Annotated in this window: 16 protein-coding genes, 2 tRNA genes and 3 rRNA genes; 12 read left to right on the top strand and 9 right to left on the bottom strand. The window is 58.6% G+C overall.

The features are described from left to right. Positions 1-32: 32 nt before the first annotated feature. From rrf to I5961_RS03545, 7 genes are all read right to left on the bottom strand, one after another. A 5S ribosomal RNA gene (rrf, locus tag I5961_RS03575) occupies positions 33-148 on the bottom strand. 156 nt (positions 149-304) lie between these two features. Beyond that, a 23S ribosomal RNA gene (locus I5961_RS03570) occupies positions 305-3,193 on the bottom strand. Positions 3,194-3,437: 244 nt separating this feature from the next. Further along, positions 3,438-3,513: transfer RNA gene (locus I5961_RS03565), tRNA-Ala, on the bottom strand. 30 nt (positions 3,514-3,543) lie between these two features. Then, positions 3,544-3,620, bottom strand: a tRNA-Ile gene (locus tag I5961_RS03560). A gap of 81 nt (positions 3,621-3,701) precedes the next feature. After that, positions 3,702-5,238: ribosomal RNA gene (locus I5961_RS03555) — 16S ribosomal RNA — on the bottom strand. Together the 16S, 23S and 5S rRNA genes with 2 tRNA genes alongside form the textbook arrangement of a ribosomal RNA operon. 633 nt (positions 5,239-5,871) lie before the next feature. Next, positions 5,872-7,365, bottom strand: coding sequence for a CoA-acylating methylmalonate-semialdehyde dehydrogenase (locus tag I5961_RS03550; RefSeq protein WP_011332326.1), 1,494 nt, complete (start codon positions 7,363-7,365; stop codon positions 5,872-5,874). Positions 7,366-7,442: 77 nt separating this feature from the next. Then, positions 7,443-8,792, bottom strand: a complete 1,350-nt coding sequence (locus I5961_RS03545; protein WP_085700928.1) for an aspartate aminotransferase family protein — start codon at positions 8,790-8,792, stop codon at positions 7,443-7,445. A 139-nt stretch (positions 8,793-8,931) separates the two neighbouring features. Here I5961_RS03545 and I5961_RS03540 point away from each other — a divergent pair, with 139 nt between their 5' ends. From I5961_RS03540 to I5961_RS03515, 6 genes are all read left to right on the top strand, one after another. Further along, positions 8,932-9,852: a LysR family transcriptional regulator gene (locus tag I5961_RS03540; protein ID WP_007958517.1), complete on the top strand. Its 921-nt coding sequence runs from the start codon at positions 8,932-8,934 to the stop codon at positions 9,850-9,852. A gap of 95 nt (positions 9,853-9,947) precedes the next feature. After that, positions 9,948-10,598 carry a TetR/AcrR family transcriptional regulator gene (locus I5961_RS03535; protein ID WP_085700929.1) on the top strand — a complete coding sequence of 217 codons (651 nt, stop codon included), beginning with the start codon at positions 9,948-9,950 and terminating at the stop codon, positions 10,596-10,598. A gap of 8 nt (positions 10,599-10,606) precedes the next feature. Continuing rightward, the gene (locus I5961_RS03530) at positions 10,607-11,188 is read left to right on the top strand and encodes an IMPACT family protein (protein ID WP_085700930.1); all 582 of its coding nucleotides are present in this window, start codon (positions 10,607-10,609) and stop codon (positions 11,186-11,188) included. 536 nt (positions 11,189-11,724) lie between these two features. Further along, positions 11,725-13,275 (top strand): ABC transporter ATP-binding protein, encoded by a 1,551-nt coding sequence (locus tag I5961_RS03525; RefSeq protein WP_227234369.1) that lies wholly within the window; start codon positions 11,725-11,727, stop codon positions 13,273-13,275. Positions 13,276-13,287: 12 nt separating this feature from the next. Beyond that, positions 13,288-14,394 (top strand): ABC transporter permease, encoded by a 1,107-nt coding sequence (locus I5961_RS03520; protein WP_227234368.1) that lies wholly within the window; start codon positions 13,288-13,290, stop codon positions 14,392-14,394. Continuing rightward, positions 14,394-15,320 (top strand): ABC transporter permease, encoded by a 927-nt coding sequence (locus tag I5961_RS03515; RefSeq protein ID WP_085609257.1) that lies wholly within the window; start codon positions 14,394-14,396, stop codon positions 15,318-15,320. Before I5961_RS03520 ends, I5961_RS03515 begins: the two co-directional genes overlap by 1 nt. Here I5961_RS03515 and I5961_RS03510 read toward each other — a convergent pair. Continuing rightward, positions 15,317-15,733 carry a hypothetical protein gene (locus I5961_RS03510; protein WP_227234367.1) on the bottom strand — a complete coding sequence of 139 codons (417 nt, stop codon included), beginning with the start codon at positions 15,731-15,733 and terminating at the stop codon, positions 15,317-15,319. The genes I5961_RS03515 and I5961_RS03510 overlap by 4 nt on opposite strands. An 83-nt stretch (positions 15,734-15,816) precedes the next feature. On the opposite strand from I5961_RS03510, the gene I5961_RS03505 reads away from it, so the two are divergent. From I5961_RS03505 to I5961_RS03495, 3 genes are all read left to right on the top strand, one after another. Next, positions 15,817-16,167: a MerR family transcriptional regulator gene (locus I5961_RS03505; protein ID WP_085700934.1), complete on the top strand. Its 351-nt coding sequence runs from the start codon at positions 15,817-15,819 to the stop codon at positions 16,165-16,167. A gap of 36 nt (positions 16,168-16,203) precedes the next feature. Next, positions 16,204-16,890, top strand: a complete 687-nt coding sequence (locus I5961_RS03500; RefSeq protein WP_085701019.1) for an SDR family oxidoreductase — start codon at positions 16,204-16,206, stop codon at positions 16,888-16,890. A gap of 183 nt (positions 16,891-17,073) precedes the next feature. Then, positions 17,074-18,432 carry an 8-oxoguanine deaminase gene (locus tag I5961_RS03495; RefSeq protein WP_085703492.1) on the top strand — a complete coding sequence of 453 codons (1,359 nt, stop codon included), beginning with the start codon at positions 17,074-17,076 and terminating at the stop codon, positions 18,430-18,432. 138 nt (positions 18,433-18,570) lie between these two features. On the opposite strand, the gene I5961_RS03490 is transcribed toward I5961_RS03495, so the two are convergent. Beyond that, on the bottom strand, positions 18,571-19,662 hold the full coding sequence (locus I5961_RS03490; RefSeq protein WP_085700937.1) for a calcium:proton antiporter: 1,092 nt from the start codon (positions 19,660-19,662) through the stop codon (positions 18,571-18,573). Positions 19,663-19,949: 287 nt separating this feature from the next. Between I5961_RS03490 and I5961_RS03485 the strand changes: the two genes are divergently transcribed. The 3 genes from I5961_RS03485 (at position 19,950) to I5961_RS03475 (ending at position 23,095) form a co-directional block, all read left to right on the top strand. Further along, positions 19,950-21,023, top strand: a complete 1,074-nt coding sequence (locus I5961_RS03485; RefSeq protein WP_227234366.1) for a BMP family ABC transporter substrate-binding protein — start codon at positions 19,950-19,952, stop codon at positions 21,021-21,023. A gap of 72 nt (positions 21,024-21,095) precedes the next feature. Then, positions 21,096-22,061: an isopenicillin N synthase family dioxygenase gene (locus I5961_RS03480; protein ID WP_227234364.1), complete on the top strand. Its 966-nt coding sequence runs from the start codon at positions 21,096-21,098 to the stop codon at positions 22,059-22,061. Positions 22,062-22,141: 80 nt separating this feature from the next. Further along, positions 22,142-23,095, top strand: coding sequence for an adenosine deaminase (locus I5961_RS03475; RefSeq protein ID WP_007958502.1), 954 nt, complete (start codon positions 22,142-22,144; stop codon positions 23,093-23,095). Positions 23,096-23,131: the final 36 nt, after the last annotated feature.

Genomic DNA, 23,131 nt, shown 5'->3' with positions numbered 1-23,131 from the left:
ACTGCTTTCGCAATTGGGGTTTCGGAATTTAATCTTGACGATGACCTACTCTCACATGGGGAAACCCCACACTACCATCGGCGATGCATCGTTTCACTTCTGAGTTCGGGATGGGATCAGGTGGTTCCAACGCTCTATGGTCGTCAAGAAATTCGGGTACTGACTCGTGACCAGATGGCCTCGCTTCAGCAAATTGAGTATGTGACAGCTTTCGGTGTTTTGTGAGCGTCGAACTTTCGGTTCATTGCGTCTTCACACACCGCAATCTGATCTCTTTCGAGTCTGCAGATTGCTTGGGTGTTATATGGTCAAGCCTCACGGGCAATTAGTATTGGTTAGCTCAACGCCTCACAGCGCTTACACACCCAACCTATCAACGTCGTAGTCTTCGACGGCCCTTCAGGGAACTCAAGGTTCCAGTGAGATCTCATCTTGAGGCAAGTTTCCCGCTTAGATGCTTTCAGCGGTTATCTTTCCCGAACATAGCTACCCGGCAATGCCACTGGCGTGACAACCGGAACACCAGAGGTTCGTCCACTCCGGTCCTCTCGTACTAGGAGCAGCCCCTCTCAAATCTCAAACGTCCACGGCAGATAGGGACCGAACTGTCTCACGACGTTCTAAACCCAGCTCGCGTACCACTTTAAATGGCGAACAGCCATACCCTTGGGACCGGCTTCAGCCCCAGGATGTGATGAGCCGACATCGAGGTGCCAAACACCGCCGTCGATATGAACTCTTGGGCGGTATCAGCCTGTTATCCCCGGAGTACCTTTTATCCGTTGAGCGATGGCCCTTCCATACAGAACCACCGGATCACTAAGACCTACTTTCGTACCTGCTCGACGTGTCTGTCTCGCAGTCAAGCGCGCTTTTGCCTTTATACTCTACGACCGATTTCCGACCGGTCTGAGCGCACCTTCGTACTCCTCCGTTACTCTTTAGGAGGAGACCGCCCCAGTCAAACTACCCACCATACACTGTCCTCGATCCGGATAACGGACCTGAGTTAGAACCTCAAAGTTGCCAGGGTGGTATTTCAAGGATGGCTCCACGCGAACTGGCGTCCACGCTTCAAAGCCTCCCACCTATCCTACACAAGCAAATTCAAAGTCCAGTGCAAAGCTATAGTAAAGGTTCACGGGGTCTTTCCGTCTAGCCGCGGATACACTGCATCTTCACAGCGATTTCAATTTCACTGAGTCTCGGGTGGAGACAGCGCCGCCATCGTTACGCCATTCGTGCAGGTCGGAACTTACCCGACAAGGAATTTCGCTACCTTAGGACCGTTATAGTTACGGCCGCCGTTTACCGGGGCTTCGATCAAGAGCTTCGCGTTAGCTAACCCCATCAATTAACCTTCCGGCACCGGGCAGGCGTCACACCCTATACGTCCACTTTCGTGTTTGCAGAGTGCTGTGTTTTTAATAAACAGTCGCAGCGGCCTGGTATCTTCGACCGGCGTGGGCTTACGCAGCAAGTGCTTCACCCTCACCGGCGCACCTTCTCCCGAAGTTACGGTGCCATTTTGCCTAGTTCCTTCACCCGAGTTCTCTCAAGCGCCTTGGTATTCTCTACCCAACCACCTGTGTCGGTTTGGGGTACGGTTCCTGGTTATCTGAAGCTTAGAAGCTTTTCTTGGAAGCATGGCATCAACCACTTCGTCGCCTAAAGGCAACTCGTCATCAGCTCTCGGCCTTGAAACCCCGGATTTACCTAAGATTTCAGCCTACCACCTTAAACTTGGACAACCAACGCCAAGCTGGCCTAGCCTTCTCCGTCCCTCCATCGCAATAACCAGAAGTACAGGAATATTAACCTGTTTTCCATCGACTACGCTTTTCAGCCTCGCCTTAGGGACCGACTAACCCTGCGTCGATTAACGTTGCGCAGGAAACCTTGGTCTTTCGGCGTGGGTGTTTTTCACACCCATTGTCGTTACTCATGTCAGCATTCGCACTTCTGATACCTCCAGCAAGCTTCTCAACTCACCTTCACAGGCTTACAGAACGCTCCTCTACCGCATCACTTGCGTGATACCCGTAGCTTCGGTGTATGGTTTGAGCCCCGTTACATCTTCCGCGCAGGCCGACTCGACTAGTGAGCTATTACGCTTTCTTTAAAGGGTGGCTGCTTCTAAGCCAACCTCCTAGCTGTCTAAGCCTTCCCACATCGTTTCCCACTTAACCATAACTTTGGGACCTTAGCTGACGGTCTGGGTTGTTTCCCTTTTCACGACGGACGTTAGCACCCGCCGTGTGTCTCCCATGCTCGGCACTTGTAGGTATTCGGAGTTTGCATCGGTTTGGTAAGTCGGGATGACCCCCTAGCCGAAACAGTGCTCTACCCCTACAGTGATACATGAGGCGCTACCTAAATAGCTTTCGAGGAGAACCAGCTATCTCCGAGCTTGATTAGCCTTTCACTCCGATCCACAGGTCATCCGCTAACTTTTCAACGGTAGTCGGTTCGGTCCTCCAGTCAGTGTTACCTAACCTTCAACCTGCCCATGGATAGATCGCCCGGTTTCGGGTCTATTCCCAGCGACTAGACGCCCTATTAAGACTCGCTTTCGCTACGCCTCCCCTATTCGGTTAAGCTCGCCACTGAAAATAAGTCGCTGACCCATTATACAAAAGGTACGCAGTCACAGAACAATGTCTGCTCCCACTGCTTGTACGCATACGGTTTCAGGATCTATTTCACTCCCCTCTCCGGGGTTCTTTTCGCCTTTCCCTCACGGTACTAGTTCACTATCGGTCAGTCAGTAGTATTTAGCCTTGGAGGATGGTCCCCCATATTCAGACAAAGTTTCTCGTGCTCCGTCCTACTCGATTTCATGACTAAGAGACTTTCGCGTACAGGGCTATCACCCACTATGGCCACACTTTCCAGAGCGTTCCGCTAATCTCAAAGCCACTTAAGGGCTAGTCCCCGTTCGCTCGCCACTACTAAGGGAATCTCGGTTGATTTCTTTTCCTCAGGGTACTTAGATGTTTCAGTTCCCCTGGTTCGCTTCTTGCACCTATGTATTCAGTACAAGATAACCATCTTATGATGGCTGGGTTCCCCCATTCAGACATCTCCGGATCAAAGTCTGTTTGCCGACTCCCCGAAGCTTTTCGCAGGCTACCACGTCTTTCATCGCCTCTGACTGCCAAGGCATCCACCGTATGCGCTTCTTCACTTGACCATATAACCCCAAGCAATCTGGTTATACTGTGAAGACGACATTCGCCGAAAATTCGAATTTCTCAACTAAGAGAACTCACAAATTTTACCTTAGCCTGATCACCACCAGTGAAAGTGGCTTTCAGTCTATCTTTCTATCACATACCCAAGTTTTTAAAGAACGAACTAGTCAAAGACTAGAAATCAACATTCACCATCAGCCCGATGGAATGCTCATTTCTAAGCTCTTACTTCAGAAGCAGTAGTGGTGGAGCCAAGCGGGATCGAACCGCTGACCTCCTGCGTGCAAGGCAGGCGCTCTCCCAGCTGAGCTATGGCCCCGTATTTCTACAGGCGTTTCCCACACAAAATTGGTGGGTCTGGGCAGATTCGAACTGCCGACCTCACCCTTATCAGGGGTGCGCTCTAACCAACTGAGCTACAGACCCAATTTCGGGCTGCTTCTTTCGTCTTCTTCAATGAATCAAGCAATTCGTGTGGGAGCTTATGAAGCAGCTGATGTCGTCGATTAAGGAGGTGATCCAGCCGCAGGTTCCCCTACGGCTACCTTGTTACGACTTCACCCCAGTCATGAATCACACCGTGGTAACCGTCCTCCCGAAGGTTAGACTAGCTACTTCTGGTGCAACCCACTCCCATGGTGTGACGGGCGGTGTGTACAAGGCCCGGGAACGTATTCACCGCGACATTCTGATTCGCGATTACTAGCGATTCCGACTTCACGCAGTCGAGTTGCAGACTGCGATCCGGACTACGATCGGTTTTATGGGATTAGCTCCACCTCGCGGCTTGGCAACCCTTTGTACCGACCATTGTAGCACGTGTGTAGCCCAGGCCGTAAGGGCCATGATGACTTGACGTCATCCCCACCTTCCTCCGGTTTGTCACCGGCAGTCTCCTTAGAGTGCCCACCATAACGTGCTGGTAACTAAGGACAAGGGTTGCGCTCGTTACGGGACTTAACCCAACATCTCACGACACGAGCTGACGACAGCCATGCAGCACCTGTCTCAATGTTCCCGAAGGCACCAATCCATCTCTGGAAAGTTCATTGGATGTCAAGGCCTGGTAAGGTTCTTCGCGTTGCTTCGAATTAAACCACATGCTCCACCGCTTGTGCGGGCCCCCGTCAATTCATTTGAGTTTTAACCTTGCGGCCGTACTCCCCAGGCGGTCAACTTAATGCGTTAGCTGCGCCACTAAGAGCTCAAGGCTCCCAACGGCTAGTTGACATCGTTTACGGCGTGGACTACCAGGGTATCTAATCCTGTTTGCTCCCCACGCTTTCGCACCTCAGTGTCAGTATCAGTCCAGGTGGTCGCCTTCGCCACTGGTGTTCCTTCCTATATCTACGCATTTCACCGCTACACAGGAAATTCCACCACCCTCTACCATACTCTAGCTCGCCAGTTTTGGATGCAGTTCCCAGGTTGAGCCCGGGGATTTCACATCCAACTTAACGAACCACCTACGCGCGCTTTACGCCCAGTAATTCCGATTAACGCTTGCACCCTCTGTATTACCGCGGCTGCTGGCACAGAGTTAGCCGGTGCTTATTCTGTCGGTAACGTCAAAATTGCAGAGTATTAATCTACAACCCTTCCTCCCAACTTAAAGTGCTTTACAATCCGAAGACCTTCTTCACACACGCGGCATGGCTGGATCAGGCTTTCGCCCATTGTCCAATATTCCCCACTGCTGCCTCCCGTAGGAGTCTGGACCGTGTCTCAGTTCCAGTGTGACTGATCATCCTCTCAGACCAGTTACGGATCGTCGCCTTGGTGAGCCATTACCTCACCAACTAGCTAATCCGACCTAGGCTCATCTGATAGCGCAAGGCCCGAAGGTCCCCTGCTTTCTCCCGTAGGACGTATGCGGTATTAGCGTTCCTTTCGAAACGTTGTCCCCCACTACCAGGCAGATTCCTAGGCATTACTCACCCGTCCGCCGCTGAATCAAGGAGCAAGCTCCCTTCATCCGCTCGACTTGCATGTGTTAGGCCTGCCGCCAGCGTTCAATCTGAGCCATGATCAAACTCTTCAGTTCAAACATCTTTGGGTTTTTAAGAAACCCTAAACTTGGCTCAGCAATCGTTGGTTACATCTTTGATTTCTCGCGGAGTAACTTGTGATGCTGATAATCTTGTTGACTATCAGTCTGACTCCACAAGCACCCACACGAATTGCTTGATTCAGTTGTTAAAGAGCGGTTGGTTAAGATCTTTCGTCTCAACCGAGGCGCGCATTCTACAGCAGCCTCATTTACTGTCAAGTGATTATTTTCAGAAGTTTTTGAAGATTTCTTCAACAACTTCAACCACTTGCGCTTCCGATCTCTCGTTAGCGGGAGGCGAATTCTACAGCGTTACACGCTGCTGTCAACACCTCTTTTTCTTCGCTTTCGACCGAGAAGATCGAATCGCTGAAAGCGCCCAACAAACCGGCATTTCCAACGCCTTCCAGGCTTCGATGAACTGAAGCGATCCACCTTCGAAACCTACTTAACTCATTGAATCTCAAGGAGTTTTCCGTTTCGACTGCGCCGGAAGTGGGGCGAATTATAGAGATTCAGAATCTGCCGTCAACACTTATTTTCACAAATCTGTCATATCGGTCAAAAAAGCCCCGAAACGCGAAGGCCGACCTTAATAGGTCGGCCTTCTTTGCACTGCTCTTCTACTTACAAGCTAGGGAAAGCGAATTGCGAAGCTTCATGGCTCGCACGCTGCGGCCAGCGCTGGGTGATCGCCTTGCGACGGGTATAGAAGCGCACGCCATCCGGACCATAAGCATGCAGGTCGCCGAACAGCGAACGCTTCCAGCCGCCAAAGCTGTGGTAAGCCACCGGCACCGGCAATGGAACGTTGACGCCGACCATGCCGACTTCGATCTCGTCGCAGAACAGACGCGCTGCTTCACCATCACGAGTGAAGATGCAAGTACCGTTGCCGTATTCATGATCGTTGATCAGTTGCATCGCCTCTTCCAGGCTGTTCACCCGGACGACACACAGAACCGGCCCGAAGATCTCTTCTTTATAGATGCGCATCTCAGGAGTGACATTGTCGAACAGGCAGCCACCCAGGAAGAAACCTTCTTCATGACCGGCAACGCTCAGCCCGCGACCGTCGACTACCAGGGTCGCGCCCGCCGCCACGCCATCTTCGACGTAACCGCTGACCTTGTCGCGTGCCTGACCGGTAACCAGCGGCCCCATGTCCAGACCGCAAGAAGTGCCGGCACCGATTTTCAGCGCCTTGATCTGTGGAACCAGTTTGGCCACCAGTGCGTCCGCCACCTGATCGCCCACACACACGGCTACAGAAATCGCCATGCAGCGCTCGCCGCAAGAACCGTAAGCCGCGCCCATCAGGGCGCTGACCGCGTTGTCCAGATCCGCATCCGGCATCAACACCGCGTGGTTCTTCGCCCCGCCCAGCGCCTGAACGCGCTTGCCGCGTTTGGTGCCTTCGGCATAGATGTATTCGGCAATCGGCGTCGAACCCACAAAGCTCAGCGCTTTGACTTCCGGCGCTTCGATCAGCGCGTCCACCGCAGTCTTGTCACCATGCACGACACTCAGCACACCCTTCGGCAAACCGGCTTCCAGCAGCAGTTGCGCGATCAGCAGGGTCGAGCTTGGATCACGCTCGGATGGCTTGAGGATGAAGCAGTTGCCGCATACGATCGCCAGCGGATACATCCACAGCGGCACCATGGCCGGGAAGTTGAACGGGGTGATGCCGGCCACTACGCCCAGCGGCTGGAAATCGGACCAGGCATCGATGTTCGGGCCGACGTTGCGGCTGTACTCGCCCTTGAGGATTTCCGGCGCTGCGCAGGCGAACTCGACGTTCTCGATACCGCGCTTCAGTTCACCGGCCGCGTCTTCCAGAGTCTTGCCGTGTTCTTCGCTGATCAACTGTGCGATGCGCGCTTCGTTCTGCTCCAGCAGTTGCTTGAAACGGAACATCACCTGAGCACGCTTGGCCGGTGGCGTGTTGCGCCAGGCCGGGAATGCAGCCTTGGCGGCATCGATGGCGTGCTGGATGGTTTCGCGGCTGGCCAGCGGCAGCTTGTGGATTGCCTGACCGGTGGACGGGTTGAACACATCGACCGCGCGACCGTTCTCGGTCACCAGTTCGCCATTGATCAAATGCGGGATAACGCTCATCGGGGAACTCCTGAATTCTTGTGCGCAGACGCCCGCAAGAGGCGCCTGCTATTGGCGTAGCTTTATAGAAGGAAAAATCAGTCGAGCTTGTTCAGCACTTCGCCGACCGCGTCGAACAGACGATCAAGGTCTTGCGGCTTGCTGTTGAAAGTTGGGCCGAACTGCAGCGTGTCGCCGCCGAAGCGCACATAGAACCCGGCTTTCCACAACGCCATACCGGCTTCGAACGGACGCACGATGGCGTCGCCGTCACGACCCGCGATCTGGATCGCACCGGCCAGACCAAAGTTACGAATGTCGATGACGTTCTTCGCGCCTTTCAGACCATGCAGGGCGTTTTCGAAATGCGGTGCGATTTCGGCCACGCTCTGCACCAGGTTTTCCTTTTGCAGCAGGTCGAGTGCCGCCAGGCCCGCAGCGCAAGCCACCGGGTGCGCCGAGTAGGTGTAGCCGTGCGGGAATTCCACGGCGTATTCCGGGGTCGGCTGGTTCATGAAAGTCTGGTAGATCTCGGAGCTGGCAATCACCGCGCCCATCGGGATCGCGCCGTTGGTGACTTGCTTGGCGATGCACATCAGGTCCGGCGTCACACCGAAAGTCGTTGCACCGAACATGGTGCCGGTACGGCCGAAACCGGTGATCACTTCGTCGAACACCAGCAGGATGTTGTGCTGATCGCAAATTTCACGCAGACGCTTGAGGTAGCCCTGTGGCGGAACCAGTACGCCAGCGGAACCGGCCATAGGCTCGACGAACACCGCTGCGATGTTCGACGCATCGTGCAGTTCGATCAGCTTCAGCAGTTCATCGGCCAACGCGATACCGCCCTGCTCCGGCATGCCACGGGAGAACGCATTGCTCGCCAGCAAGGTGTGCGGCAGGTGATCGACATCCATCATTGCCTGACCGAACAGTTTGCGGTTGCCGTTGACGCCGCCGAGGCTGGTGCCGGCGATGTTCACGCCGTGATAGCCACGGGCACGGCCGATCATCTTGGTTTTGGTCGACTGGCCTTTCAGGCGCCAGTAGGCACGGACCATTTTCACCGCGGTATCGGCGCACTCGGAACCGGAGTCGGTGAAGAACACGTGATTCAGGTTGCCCGGTGTCAGGTCGGTGATTTTTTCCGCCAGCTGGAACGACAGCGGGTGGCCGTACTGGAAGCCCGGCGAGTAATCGAGGGTGCCCAACTGCTTGGCCACCGCTTCCTGAATTTCCTTGCGGGTATGCCCTGCACCGCAGGTCCACAGACCGGACAGCGAGTCGTACACCTTGCGGCCCTTGTCGTCGATCAGCCAGCTGCCTTCGGCGCCGACGATCAAACGCGGGTCGCGCTGGAAGTTGCGGTTGGCGGTGTACGGCATCCAGTGCGCGTCCAGCTTCAGTTGGCTGGCCAGTGGCGACGACGCGTTTTCAGGCATGTTCATCGGGCAAAACCTCGCAGGGCAATAAGCTTCAGAGAGATAAAAAGCGTTGTTGCAGCTAAATTGCCACGCGGATAAAGTCGGTGAAATTCAACTCTTCTAACCTTCAGTTAGAACTCTGCTAAACAATGAGAACAACAGCATGAGCAGCCGCCGCCCCGATCCACTGGCCCAGGTCAGTGACTTCGACATTCGTCTGCTGCGGATTTTTCGCAGCGTGGTGGAGTGCGGCGGCTTCTCGGCGGCGGAAACCGTGCTCGGCATCGGTCGCTCGGCGATCAGCCAGCAGATGAGCGATCTGGAGCAGCGTCTCGGACTGCGTCTGTGCCAACGCGGGCGCGCGGGTTTCTCGCTGACCGAGGAGGGTCGCGAGGTCTATCAATCGGCGCTGCAGCTTTTAAGTGCGCTGGAAAGTTTCCGCACCGAGGTCAACGGCCTGCACCAGCACTTGCGCGGCGAATTGATCATCGGCCTGACCGATAATCTGGTCACCCTGCCCCACATGCGCATCACCCACGCGCTCGCGCAGTTGAAAGAGCGCGGGCCGGACGTGCAGATCCAGATTCGCATGATCGCCCCCAACGAAGTCGAGCAAGGCGTGCTCGACGGACGCCTGCATGTCGGCGTGGTGCCGCAGGCCAGTGCGTTGTCGGGACTGGAATATCAGCCGCTGTACAGCGAACGTTCGCTTCTCTACTGCGCAGTGGGTCATCCGCTGTTTTATGTCGACGATAAACAGCTGGATGACGAGCGCCTCAACAGTCAGGACGCCATTGCCCCGACCTTCCGTTTGCCGGCGGAGATCCAGGCGCACTATCAGGCCCTCAATTGCACCGCCAGCGCTTCCGACCGTGAAGGCATGGCGTTCCTGATTCTGACCGGGCGCTACATCGGCTACCTGCCGGATCACTACGCCAGCCTCTGGGTGCAACAAGGTCGCTTGCGCGCGCTCAAGGCCAGTACGCGGTTCTACGACTTGAGCCTGGCCTCGGTCACACGCAAGGGCCGCCGCCCGCATCTGGTACTGGAAAGCTTTCTCGAAAGCCTGGCCGCCACCCGCTGATGACCGGGGTTTTATTCGACCGGGGCTTGTCCCGCGCCGACGGTTGCGCTATCAACGCAACTGGTTGCACCCCACAGACAAACCCGGAAGTGCCTATGACCTTTGAAGTCCCCGCTCACGGCGGCAAACCCGCCAGCCGCATTCGTCAGAAGAACGAAGAGACCATCATCAAAGCCGCCGAAGACGAGTTTGCCCGTCACGGTTACAAAGGCACGAGCATGAACACCATCGCCACCAAGGCCGGGCTGCCCAAGGCGAACCTGCATTACTACTTCACCAACAAGCTAGGTCTGTACGTGGCGGTGCTGAGCAACATCCTTCAATTGTGGGACAGCACCTTCAACACCCTGACGGCCGAAGACGATCCGGCCGAAGCGCTGACCCGCTACATCCGCGCGAAAATGGAATTTTCCCGGCGCCAGCCGCAAGCGTCGCGAATCTTTGCGATGGAAGTGATCAGCGGCGGCGAATGCCTGACCGAATACTTCAACCAGGATTACCGCGCCTGGTTCCAGGGCCGCGCCAGTGTATTTCAGGCCTGGATCGACGCGGGCAAAATGGACCCGGTCGACCCGGTGCACCTGATCTTCCTGTTGTGGGGCAGCACCCAGCATTACGCCGACTTCGCCACCCAGATCTGCCGGGTGACCGGTCGCAGCAAGTTGACCAAGCAAGACATGGAAGACGCCGGCAACAATCTGATCCGCATCATCCTCAAAGGCTGCGGCCTCACTTCTTCCATATAAGTCGTTTTATGCCATTCACCCTCAGCGGCTTCTGCGAATTTCGCGAAGAGATTCGCAAAAGCCGTTTCATCACCTTCGCCGCGCCGATCGCAAGCCCCACTGAGGCGCAAGCCTTCATCGAGCAACACAGCGACTTGAATGCCTCGCACAATTGCTGGGCGTGGAAACTTGGCGATCAGTACCGCAGCAACGACGACGGCGAACCCGGTGGCACAGCAGGTCGACCGATTCTCGCGGCCATCGAAGCGCAGGACTGCGATCAGGTCGCGGTGCTGGTGATCCGCTGGTACGGCGGCATTCAACTGGGCACCGGCGGTCTGGCCCGGGCCTATGGCGGCGGCGCCAACAAATGCCTGCAAGCAGCGCCGAAGATCGAATTGATCAGTCGTGTGCCCGTGCGTTGCGCCTGCGCCTTTGGCGAACTGGCGCTGGTGAAGCTGCGGGTTGCGGATCTGGGCGGATTGGTGGTGGAAGAAAACTTCACCGCCAATGGTGTCGAGTTGCAACTGGCCGTGGGCGAAGCGCACATTGAGCTGCTGCAGAAACAGTTGGCCGATCTGAGCCGTGGACGAATCCTGCTGCAGCGTTGAGCCCTCGTCCTGTTTTGGGGCACAAGCCGTTTGCTTATGCCCGTGACTTGCCCACATCCGCTGTGCACCCGGCTGTGGATAACCTGAGCACAGGCTGCTGTAACCCTTCTGTCACGTGGCTTTGCGGGATTTGCTCACTTTTCGTCCAAACGGCTGACCCGGCGAACAATTTCACGTAAAAACAATCGCTTAGCGTTGTTTATCGCCTTTAGAAGAAAGCCCGGCAGTGCTTATGCCCGGGATTCTGTCTTGCGCACAAATACTGTGGAGCAACCTGTGGATAAGCCGTTCATGGCTGGCGCAGTCGCCGGTTCTGTATGGCTTGGACGGGGTTGCTCGTTTTTTGATCAGCCAGGCGCGGGCAAAACTGGAGCCTGATCAACGGCTTTGCCCTCATGTGGTGCCGCACAAGACGTCGAACTTACTTCACAGGCTCTGCGCCAAAGGCTGGCAAACAGCGGCCGCCCGCGTTCCTGACTCAATGGCCAGGAAATTGCTTTATCCACAGGCACAACTCCAAGCAACCCGAGCCTGTCATGCCAAACCCCACGTCCACACCGCGCCTGCAACTGCGCCACATCAGCAAACGTTATCCCGGTTGCCTCGCCAATGACGCCATCGACCTGAGCATCGCCCCCGGTGAAATCCACGCGCTGCTCGGTGAAAACGGTGCCGGTAAAAGTACGTTGATGAAAATCATCTACGGCGTCACCCACGCCGATTCGGGTGAGATGCTGTGGCAGGGTCAACCGGTGACCATGCGCAACCCCGCCCAGGCGCGGCAGTTGGGGATCGGCATGGTTTTCCAGCATTTCTCGCTGTTCGAGACTCTGAGCGTTGCGCAAAACATCGCACTGGCGATGGGTCCGGCGGCCGGTTCGCCGAAACAGCTTGAAGCGAAAATCCGTGAAGTGTCGCGCCGATACGGCATGGCGCTGGAGCCCCAGCGACTTGTCCACAGCCTGTCGATCGGCGAGCGGCAACGGGTCGAGATCGTTCGCTGCCTGATGCAGGACATTCGCCTGCTGATTCTCGATGAACCGACCTCGGTGCTCACGCCGCAGGAAGCCGACGAGTTGTTCATCACCCTGCGCCGGCTAGCGGCCGAGGGCTGCAGCATTCTGTTCATCAGCCACAAACTCGGTGAGGTGCGCGCCTTGTGCCACAGCGCCACGGTGCTGCGTGGCGGGCGGGTTGCCGGGCATTGCGTGCCGGCCGATTGCAGCGATCGGCAACTGGCGCAATTGATGGTGGGCGACGCCGCGACATTGATCGGCGAGTTCTCGAAGGTCAGCGGTGGCGCGGCGTTTTTGCAGGTCAGCGGATTGAACTGGCACAACCCGGATCCGTTTGGCTGTTCACTGAGCGACATCGACCTGCAGGTGCGCAGCGGTGAAATCGTCGGCATCGCTGGCGTGGCAGGCAATGGTCAGGACGAGTTACTGGCCTTGCTCAGCGGCGAACAGACATTGCCCAACAACGCAGCGTCAACCATCCGCTTCCGAGAACACGCTGTCGCCGATCTGCGCCCGGATGCGCGACGCAAACTCGGTCTGGCGTTCGTCCCCGCCGAGCGCCTCGGGCATGGCGCGGTGCCGGACATGAGCCTGGCGGACAACGCCCTGCTTACCGCCTTCCAACAAGGCCTGGTCAGCCACGGCTTGATCGAGCGCGGCAAGGTCGAAGCCCTCGCCGAAACGATCATCCAGCGCTTCGGCGTGAAAACCCCGGACACTCAAACCGCTGCCCGCAGCCTGTCCGGCGGCAATCTGCAGAAATTCATCCTTGGCCGGGAAATCCTCCAGCAACCGAAACTGCTGATCGCCGCGCATCCGACCTGGGGCGTGGATGTCGGCGCGGCGGCCACCATCCACCGCGCTCTGATTGCCCTGCGCGATGCCGGGGCGGCGATTCTGGTGATTTCCGAAGACCTCGACGAACTGTTCCAGATCAGCGATCGCCTCGGCGCGCTGTGCGGCGGGCGTCTGTCGGCGTTGCAGGACACCGCGCTGACCCGACTCAGCGACGTCGGCGGCTGGATGGCCGGCCAGTTCGACACCCCTCAATCACAACCGGCCACGGTTTAACGGAGTTTTCCCATGTTGCTTTCCCTTGAACCCCGAGGCCGGCAATCGCGCCTGATGCTGTGGTGCTCGCCAGTGCTGGCGGCGGCGCTGACGCTGGTCTGCGGGTCGTTGCTGTTCGTCGCCCTTGGCCATGATCCACTGAAGACTCTGCACACGTTGCTGATCGCTCCGGTCAGCGACCTGTATGGCGTTTCCGAACTGCTGGTCAAAACCCTGCCGATCCTGTTGTGCGCACTCGGCCTCGCAGTGGCCTATCAGGCGCGGATCTGGAACATCGGCGCCGAAGGCCAGTTGCTGCTCGGCGCTCTGGCCGGCAGTGCGCTGGCGGTGAACATCATTGATATGCAAAGCCGCTGGGCGCTGGTGCTGATCCTGCTCAGCGGCACCCTCGCCGGCGCCGCGTGGGCCGGGCTCACCGCCTGGTTGCGCACTCGCTTCAACGCCAACGAAATCCTTACCAGCATCATGCTCAATTACATCGCGCTGAACCTGTTGCTGTTCTGCGTGCACGGGCCGCTGAAAGACCCGGCCGGATTCAATTTTCCCGAGTCGGCAATGTTCAGCGACGCCAGCCGCCTGCCGCTGTTGATGGAGGACGGTCGCGCGCATATCGGCGTGTATTTCGCCTTGCTCGCGCTGGTCGCGGTGTGGGTGTTGTTGCAGAAAAGCTTTATCGTTTTCCAGATCAAGGTGTTGGGGCTGGACAAGCGTGCAGCAGGATTTGTCGGGTTTCGCGAGAAACGTCTGATCTGGCTCGCATTGCTGATCAGTGGCGGGTTGGCGGGGCTTGCCGGTGTCTGCGAAGTCACCGGACCGATCGGCCAACTGGTGCCGCAGGTCTCGCCGGGTTACGGCTATGCAGCGATCACTGTGGCGTTTCTCGGCAGGCTGAATCCGATCGGAATTCTGTTTTCCAGCCTGTTGATGGCGCTGCTGTACATCGGTGGCGAGAGCGCGCAGATGACGTTGAATCTGCCACAGGCGATCACCCAGCTGTTCCAGGGAATGATGCTGTTTTTCCTGCTGGCCTGTGACGTGCTGATCCTCTATCGGCCACGCCTGAACCTGCGCTGGGTACGGCGCACTTCTACCACCGCCGTAACTGCCGGAGCGTTGTGATGGATATCGATCTGTTGAGCAATATTTTCTACGCCATGGTGCGCTGCGGTACGCCACTGCTGCTGGTGGCATTGGGCGAATTGATCTGCGAGAAGAGCGGCGTACTCAACCTTGGTCAGGAAGGCATGATGCTGTTTGGCGCGGTGATCGGTTTCATCGTCGCGTTCAACAGCGGCAACCTCTGGTTGGGCGTTGTGTTGGCGATGCTTGCCGGGATGTTGCTGTCGTCGCTGTTTGCCCTGGTGGCGCTGGTGTTCAACGCCAATCAGGTGGCGACCGGGCTGGCACTGACAATTTTTGGCGTGGGTCTGTCGACCTTTGTCGGCGCAGCGTGGGTCGGCAAACCGCTGGCCGGTTTCGAGCCGCTGGCCATTCCTTACTTGAGCGAAATCCCGCTGATCGGCCGCATGCTGTTTGCCCAGGATCTGCTGGTGTACCTGTCGTTCGCGCTGTTTGCGCTGGTGGCCTGGGTGATCGTGAAGAGCCGTGTCGGGCTGATCATTCAAGCGGTCGGCGAGAATCCCGACGCAGCCAGCGCCATGGGTTTGCCGGTGCTGACCGTGCGTACCCTGGCCGTATTGTTCGGCGGGGCGATGGCCGGGCTGGCCGGCGCTTATCTGTCGCTGGCGTACACGCCGATGTGGGCCGAGAACATGACCGCCGGACGCGGCTGGATTGCGCTGGCGCTGGTGGTGTTCGCCAGTTGGCGGGTGTGGCGACTGTTGCTCGGCGCGTATCTGTTCGGACTCGCCAGCATCCTGCACCTGGTGGCGCAGGGGTTGGGGCTGGCGATTCCTTCGAGTTTGCTGGCGATGCTGCCGTATGTCGCGACCATTCTGGTGCTGGTGTTGTTGTCGCGGGATGCAGTGCGTACGCGGCTGTATGCGCCGGTGTCACTGGGGCAGCCGTGGCAGGCCGGGCATTAAACCGTGACGGCTCGCGACAGCGGTCGAACCGGCAACGCCTGAGCGATGCCCCACGCCACTTCGAGCACCAGGAAACCCACCACCAAAGAACTGGCGCCGTGGGCCAGGGCATACGTCATCCACGCGGCGAACAGAAACCGGGCCACCGCGTCATAGCGCCCATAAACCGGCTGCGGATCACGTATCCGCAGCACCGCCCACAAGCACACTACCGAACCGAACAGATTGGCTATCAGCAGATGCGCCGGTTCGAACGGCGGCAGCTCGCCGGGCAGCTCCAGCGCCTGACTCAGTGCCGTCAGCAACCCATGCAACACAGCAAAACTCCACGGTGTGACAAACGCCGCCGTCACGATCAAGTCATACCAGGCGCTGCCGCGCACCAACTGCCGATACTGCGTTGAAGTCCACATCATCCTTGCTCCGAAAATTCAGGGAGCAACCACGGTAAAGCCTGGAGTATGCTCCAGGGTCAAACACTTTCGAGACCTGCAAGATGCGCATCGGTGAATTGGCCCAGGCCTGCGATGTCAGCCGTGACACGCTGCGTTTTTACGAGGAGCGCGGATTGATCGCGGCGCAACGCAGCGCCAACGGTTATCGCGACTATCCGCCGGAGATGGTGCAATTGGTGCTCTACATCAAAACGGCGCAGCGTCTGGGCTTTACCCTCGGCGAGATCGGCAGCAGCGTTGGCGCGTTGTGGCAATCGCCAAATCCCGACACCACCGTCACGCAACTACTGCAAGACAAACTCAAGCTGGTCGAAACCCGCATCGCCGAACTCGGCGAGCTGCGCCACGAATTGCAGCATCGGCTCGGTCAACGCTGTCCATTGAACCCGTGATCTTTCAACTTTCGAGGAAAGCCCATCATGTCCGCATTGAATTCTGCCAAGCACGCACTGATCATCGGCGCCTCCCGGGGCCTGGGCCTGGGACTGGTGAAAACCCTGCTGGCCGACGGCTGGCAAGTCACCGCCACGGTTCGCAATCCTTCCAACGCCGAGGCGCTCAAAGCACTGGGTAACGTACAGATCGAAAAACTCGACATGGATGACCAGCAAGCGGTAATCGCCCTGAGCCAGAAGCTCAAGGGCGAGACCTTCGACCTGTTGTTCGTCAACGCCGGGGTCAAGGGGCCTGAAGTCCAGACGCCGGGCGGCGCGACGCTGGCGGAAGTCGGTCAGCTGTTCTTCACCAACGCCGTGGCGCCGATCAATCTGGCCCAGCGCTTCGTCGGGCAGATTCGCGACGGCAGCGGCGTGCTGGCGTTCATGAGTTCGGTGCTGGGCAGCGTGACCATGCCCGACGCGCCGGAACTGGCGCTGTACAAGGCCAGCAAGGCGGCGCTGAACTCGATGACCAACAGCTTCGTCACTCAGTTGGGCGAGCAGAAACTCACGGTGTTGTCGCTGCATCCGGGCTGGGTGAAGACCGACATGGGCGGCGAAGGCGCCGACATCGACGTGGAGACCAGCACCCGTGGCCTGGTGGATCAAGTGGGCGCGTTTGCCGGCAAGGGCGGCCATCACTTCGTGAACTACAAGGGTGAAACCATTCCCTGGTAACCACTGGACCCTGTGGGGGCTTGCTCCCGCAGGGTTATCCCGGTGTCTGGTCGGATCGGGCTTGCCCGTCGCAACATTTTGTTCGAAACTCCGCACCTCGTCCTTCGCGGCGACCCTGGATCAGCAGACAGGGCAACACTGAGCTGGCAACCCTGAACCCAACTTTCAGAGGAGCCGGCCACAATGCCTGCGACCCGTATCTGGTTAAAAAATCCCCTCGCCATTTTCACGGCCAACGGTCTCGATGCCCGTGGCGGCCTGGTGCTGCAAGACGGTGTGATCACCGAAGTGCTCGGCGCTGGCCAGCAACCCTCCGCCCCCTGCAATGAAGTGTTCGACGCCCGTGAACACGTGATCCTGCCGGGCCTGATCAACACCCACCACCACTTCTATCAGACCCTCACCCGCGCCTGGGCGCCGGTGGTCAATCAGCCGTTGTTCCCGTGGCTGAAAACCCTCTACCCGGTTTGGGCGCGCCTGACGCCTGAAAAACTCGCCCTCGCCACCAAAGTCGCGCTGGCCGAGTTGCTGTTGTCGGGTTGCACCACCGCTGCCGACCACCATTACCTGTTCCCGGATGGCCTGGAAAACGCCATCGACGTGCAAGTCGAAACCGTGCGCGAACTGGGCATGCGCGCCATGCTCACCCGTGGCTCGATGAGCCTCGGCGAGAAGGACGGCGGCCTGCCGCCGCAGCAGACCGTGCAGGAAGGCCAGGTGATTCTCGACGACAGTCAGCGGCTGATTCACGAGTACCACGAACGTGGCGACGGTGCGCAAATCCAGATCGCTCTGGCGCCGTGCTCGCCGTTCTCGGTGACCCCGGAAATCATGTCCGCCAGCGCCGAACTGGCGAACAAGCTTGATGTACGCCTGCACACTCACCTCGCCGAAACCCTCGACGAAGAAGATTTCTGCCTGCAACGCTTCGGCCTGCGCACCGTGGATTATCTGGACAGCGTCGGCTGGCTAGGCCCGCGCACCTGGCTGGCCCACGGCATCCATTTCAACCCCGACGAAATCGCCCGTCTCGGCGCGGCCGGCACCGGTATCTGCCACTGCCCGAGCTCGAACATGCGCCTGGCGTCCGGCATCTGCCCGAGCATCGAACTGACCGATGCCGGCGCGTTGTTCGGTATCGGTGTGGATGGTTCGGCGTCCAACGATGCGTCGAACATGATCCTCGAGGCGCGTCAGGCGCTGTACATCCAGCGCCTGCGTTATGGCGCCGAGAAGATCACCCCGGAACGTGTGTTGGGCTGGGCGACCAAGGGTTCGGCGAGCCTGCTGGGCCGCACCGATATCGGTGAACTGGCGGTGGGCAAGCAGGCGGATCTGGCGTTGTTCAAGCTGGATGAACTGCGCTTCTCCGGCAGCCACGACCCGATCTCGGCGCTGTTGTTGTGCGGCGCGGATCGTGCGGATCGGGTGATGGTCGGCGGCAAGTGGCGTGTGGTTGACGGGCAGGTTGAAGGCCTGGATCTCAAAGGCCTGATTGCCGATCACAGCCAGGCGGCCCGGCAGTTGATCGCCGGCACCTGATCTCCCCCCCTCTGATCATTCCCACGCTCCGCGTGGGAATGCATACCGGGACGCTCTGCGTCCCAGCGTAGGACGCGGAGCGTCCTTTGCGGCATTCCCACGCAGAGCGTGGGAACGATCTGTCGGTGCTGGTCGCTCTCAGAGGCCCAGCAGCGACAACATGATGAACGTCGCAAACAGCACAAAGTGGGTCATGCCTTCGATGGCATTGGTCTCACCGTCATTAAGGTTGATCGCGCTGACGATCAACGTGATGAAAATCATCACTGTCTGCACCGGCGTCATCGCCATCTGAAACGGCTGCCCCGTGTAAAGCGCCATTGCTTCCATCACCGGCACCGTCAGGATCACCGTCGACAACGAAGCCCCCATCGCGATGTTGACAACCGACTGCATACGGTTGGCCAACGCTGCGCGCAACGCAGTCAGAATCTCCGGCGCTGCCGAAATCGCCGCCACCAGAATCGCCGTGATCACCGGCGGTGCGCCCGTCCCTTCCAGGCCCAGATCGAGGGTCTTGGACATCACTTCGGCCAGTGCGCCAATCACCACCACACCGAACACCAGAATGCCGATCGACAGCGCCAGGCTGACCGGTTTCGGCTCCTGCTCCACCGGCTCTTTCTTGCGGCGTTTGTCCGGGTAGCTGTAGCTGAAAAAGTAGCTGTGCGGCCCGACCTGCATGCGCAGGAACAACGCATAAAGCAACACCATCGCGCCGATGGTGAACGCCGAATAGAGTTTCCAGTTGGCCTTGGGAATGAACTCCGGCACCACCATCGACACGCCCATGGCGGTGAGGATCATCACGCTGTAACTGCGGGCCGAATCATCGTTGTAGGACTGCTCGCCATGCTTGATCCCGCCCATCAGCGCGGCGAGACCGAGGATGCCGTTGATGTCGAGCATCACCGCCGAATAGATCGTGTCGCGTACCAGGGTCGGCGAGGCTTCGTTGCTCATCATAATCGCCAGGATCACCACTTCCACCAGCACGGCGGCGAGCGTCAGGATCATCGTGCCGTACGGGTCGCCGACTTTTTCCGCGAGCAGTTCAGCCTGATGGGCGACGCGCATCGAGGCGGCGACGATGAACGCGATCAGCACCAGCCCGGCCGTCAAGGCAACGATCTGGCCGCTGTGCAGCAACCAGTGCTCCAGCGGATAGGCAACACAGGCGGCGATGACGGCCAACAGCAGAAAGCTTTCTTGCTTGAGGATGGTGAACATGACGGGCCTTTTTTGCCGAAGAGTGCGAATGAGCTACTGACTGCGGGGCGGCGCTAACGTTTCGTTACACCTTAGCGCACCAGTGGATGGCGTCCCTGTACGGCCATGCACTTTTTTCGGCCCGGCCGGCCTCATCGCGAGCAAGCTCGCTCCCACAGGGATCGCGTTTTTTTGTGGGAGCGGGCTTGCCCGCAAAGGCCTCGCCGCGATTTCGAATCGATTTGTTGTCCGCTTGGTCAGCCTTTTGCATTGCCCTCCCCACACACAACAAAAGGGAGTTCGCGTTCATGCATAAACGTCCACTGCAAACACTGCTGTGCATCGCCATGGGCCTTGGCCTCAGCCTGAGCGCCAGTGCCGCCGATCCACTGAAAGTCGGCTTCGTCTACATCGGCCCCATCGGCGACCACGGCTGGACGTATCAGCATGAGCAGGGGCGCAAGGCGCTGGCGGAAAAACTCGGCTCGCAGATCACCACCAACTATGTGGAAAACGTCGCCGAAGGCGCCGATGCCGAGCGGGTGATCCGCAACATGGCCAAGGACAATTACGACCTGATCTTCACCACCTCTTTCGGCTACATGAACCCGACGGTGAAAGTGGCCAAACAGTTTCCCAAGGTGACCTTCGAACACGCCACCGGCTACAAGCAGGACAAAAACCTCGGCACCTACCTCGCTCGTACCTACGAGGGCCGTTATGTCGGCGGTTTCCTGGCCGCGAAAATGACCAAGACCAAAAAGATCGGCTACGTAGCCTCGTTCCCGATCCCGGAAGTGATCCGCGACATCAACGCCATCCAGCTGGCCCTGAACAAATACAACCCCGGCACGGAGATCAAAGTGGTGTGGGTCAACTCCTGGTTCGATCCGGGCAAAGAGGCTGACGCCGCCAACGCGCTGATCGATCAGGGCGTGGACGTGGTGTTCCAGCACACCGACAGTCCGGCGCCGATCCAGGTCGCCGAACGGCGCGGTGTGTATGCCGTGGGCTACGCTTCGGACATGGCGCACTTCGGGCCGAAAGCGGTGCTGACCTCGATCGTCAACGACTGGGCGCCGCACTACATTCAGGCGACCCAGAGCGTGATCGACCACACCTGGAAATCACAGGACTACTGGGGCGGGTTGAAGGAAGGCACGGTCGAACTGCCGATCAGCGATCTGGTGCCGGCACCGGTGAAGGCCGAAGCCGAGCAGATCATCGCCGACATCAAGAGCGGCGCCCTGCAACCGTTCACCGGGCCGATCAAGGATCAGGCCGGCGTCGAGAAAATCCCGGCGGGCGTGAGCGCGACCAACGCCGAACTGGCGTCGATGAATTACTACGTCGAAGGCATGAAGGCCGAAATGCCGAAGTAACCAACCTGACGCCGACCTGACCCTGATCGTTCCCACGCTCTGCGTCGGAACGATCAATAAAGAGCATTCGAAATGAACCAACTCCCGATCATCGATATCTCGCCGCTTTACTCCAACGACCAGAACGCCTGGCCCGCCGTCGCCGAACAGATCGACCACGCCTGCCGCGAATGGGGCTTTTTCTACATCAAGGGTCATCCGATTTCTGCGCAGCGCATCGCCGCCCTGCTTGATTACGCGCAGCGCTTCTTTGCGCAACCGGCAGAAGAAAAACTCAAGATCGACATCACCCGGACCGTCCATCACCGCGGCTACGGCGCCATTGCCACCGAACAACTCGACCCGGACAAACCCAGCGACCTTAAGGAAACCTTCGACATGGGCCTGCACCTGCCGGCCGATCATCCCGAGGTGCTGGCGGAAAAACCCTTGCGCGGCCCCAACCGTCATCCAGCGATGCCCGGCTGGGAAGCGCTGATGGAGCAACACTATCTCGACATGCAGGCCCTCGCGCAAACCCTGTTGCGGGCCATGACTCTGGCGCTGGGCATCGAGCGCGACTTCTTCGACACTCGCTTCAATGAACCGGTCAGCGTGCTGCGAATGATCCACTACCCGCCGCGCCACACCGCCAGTTCCGCCGAGCAGCAAGGTGCCGGCGCGCACACCGATTACGGCTGCATCACTTTGTTGTATCAGGACGCGGCCGGTGGCTTGCAGGTGAAAAACGTCAAAGGCCAGTGGATCGACGCACCGCCCATCGAAGGTACCTTTGTGGTCAACCTCGGCGACATGATGGCGCGCTGGAGCAACGACCGTTATCGCTCGACCCCGCACCGGGTCATCAGCCCGCTCGGCGTGGATCGCTACTCGATGCCGTTCTTCGCCGAGCCGCATCCGGATACCCGCATCGAGTGCCTGCCCGGTTGCCAGGACGCACAGCATCCGGCGAAATATCCGACCACCACCTGCGCCGAGTTCCTGCTGTCGCGCTTCGCCGATACCTACGCCTATCGACGGGAGCAGGAAGCGGTGTGATGGATCGGTTGGTCAGGTTTTGCCAATTGTTTCGGCGCGCATCTGTAGAATGCCGTCATTGCACCTGATGAGAAAAGAATATGTACGACTGGCTCAACGCCCTGCCCAAAGCCGAACTGCACCTGCACCTCGAAGGCTCGCTGGAGCCCGAGCTGCTGTTCGCCCTGGCCGAACGCAACAAGATCGCCCTGCCGTGGAGCGACGTTGAAACCCTGCGCAAGGCTTACGCCTTCAACAACCTGCAGGAATTTCTCGACCTGTATTACCAGGGCGCCGACGTGTTGCGCACCTCCCAGGATTTCTACGACCTGACCTGGGCCTACCTGCTGCGCTGCAAAGAACAGAACGTGATTCACACCGAGCCGTTCTTCGATCCGCAGACCCACACCGACCGCGGCATCCCGTTCGAAGTGGTGCTCAATGGCATCGCCGCCGCGCTGAAGGATGGCGAGCAGCAACTGGGCATCACCAGCGGCTTGATCCTGAGTTTCCTGCGCCACCTGAGCGAAGACGAAGCACAGAAAACCCTCGACCAGGCGCTGCCGTTCCGCGATGCATTCGTTGCGGTGGGTCTGGACAGTTCCGAGATGGGTCACCCGCCGAGCAAGTTCCAGCGCGTGTTCGACCGTGCCCGTCACGAAGGCTTCCTCACCGTCGCCCATGCCGGTGAGGAAGGGCCGCCGGAGTACATCTGGGAAGCCATCGACCTGCTGAAAATCCAGCGCATCGACCACGGCGTACGCGCCATCGAAGACGAGCGCCTGATGCAGCGAATCATCGACGAGCAGATCCCGCTGACCGTGTGCCCGCTGTCGAACACCAAGCTCTGCGTGTTCGATCACATGTCGCAGCACAACATCCTCGACATGCTCGAGCGCGGCGTGAAGGTCACGGTGAATTCCGATGACCCGGCGTACTTCGGTGGTTACGTGACCGAGAACTTCCATGCGCTGCACACCCATCTGGGCATGACCCAGGATCAGGCCAAACGCCTGGCGCAGAACAGTCTGGATGCGCGATTGGTAAAACCGTAAAGGCACAAAGCCGTTCGAACATGCCCGTGTTCGAAC

The sequence above is a fragment of the Pseudomonas sp. IAC-BECa141 genome, from assembly GCF_020544405.1.
Classification (GTDB): Bacteria; Pseudomonadota; Gammaproteobacteria; order Pseudomonadales; family Pseudomonadaceae; genus Aquipseudomonas.
Note: the sequence above shows the minus strand (reverse complement) of the source record. Positions and strands in the feature narration are given on the sequence as shown.

Excerpts from the sequence above, each read along its gene's own strand:
- I5961_RS03550 (WP_011332326.1), bottom strand. The coding sequence starts at position 7,365 with ATGAGCGTTATCCCGCATTTGATCAATGGCGAACTGGTGACCGAGAAC.
- I5961_RS03545 (WP_085700928.1), bottom strand. The coding sequence starts at position 8,792 with ATGAACATGCCTGAAAACGCGTCGTCGCCACTGGCCAGCCAACTGAAG.
- I5961_RS03540 (WP_007958517.1), top strand. The coding sequence starts at position 8,932 with ATGAGCAGCCGCCGCCCCGATCCACTGGCCCAGGTCAGTGACTTCGAC.
- I5961_RS03535 (WP_085700929.1), top strand. The coding sequence starts at position 9,948 with ATGACCTTTGAAGTCCCCGCTCACGGCGGCAAACCCGCCAGCCGCATT.
- I5961_RS03530 (WP_085700930.1), top strand. The coding sequence starts at position 10,607 with ATGCCATTCACCCTCAGCGGCTTCTGCGAATTTCGCGAAGAGATTCGC.
- I5961_RS03525 (WP_227234369.1), top strand. The coding sequence starts at position 11,725 with ATGCCAAACCCCACGTCCACACCGCGCCTGCAACTGCGCCACATCAGC.
- I5961_RS03520 (WP_227234368.1), top strand. The coding sequence starts at position 13,288 with ATGTTGCTTTCCCTTGAACCCCGAGGCCGGCAATCGCGCCTGATGCTG.
- I5961_RS03515 (WP_085609257.1), top strand. The coding sequence starts at position 14,394 with ATGGATATCGATCTGTTGAGCAATATTTTCTACGCCATGGTGCGCTGC.
- I5961_RS03510 (WP_227234367.1), bottom strand. The coding sequence starts at position 15,733 with ATGTGGACTTCAACGCAGTATCGGCAGTTGGTGCGCGGCAGCGCCTGG.
- I5961_RS03505 (WP_085700934.1), top strand. The coding sequence starts at position 15,817 with ATGCGCATCGGTGAATTGGCCCAGGCCTGCGATGTCAGCCGTGACACG.
- I5961_RS03495 (WP_085703492.1), top strand. The coding sequence starts at position 17,074 with ATGCCTGCGACCCGTATCTGGTTAAAAAATCCCCTCGCCATTTTCACG.
- I5961_RS03490 (WP_085700937.1), bottom strand. The coding sequence starts at position 19,662 with ATGTTCACCATCCTCAAGCAAGAAAGCTTTCTGCTGTTGGCCGTCATC.
- I5961_RS03485 (WP_227234366.1), top strand. The coding sequence starts at position 19,950 with ATGCATAAACGTCCACTGCAAACACTGCTGTGCATCGCCATGGGCCTT.
- I5961_RS03480 (WP_227234364.1), top strand. The coding sequence starts at position 21,096 with ATGAACCAACTCCCGATCATCGATATCTCGCCGCTTTACTCCAACGAC.
- I5961_RS03475 (WP_007958502.1), top strand. The coding sequence starts at position 22,142 with ATGTACGACTGGCTCAACGCCCTGCCCAAAGCCGAACTGCACCTGCAC.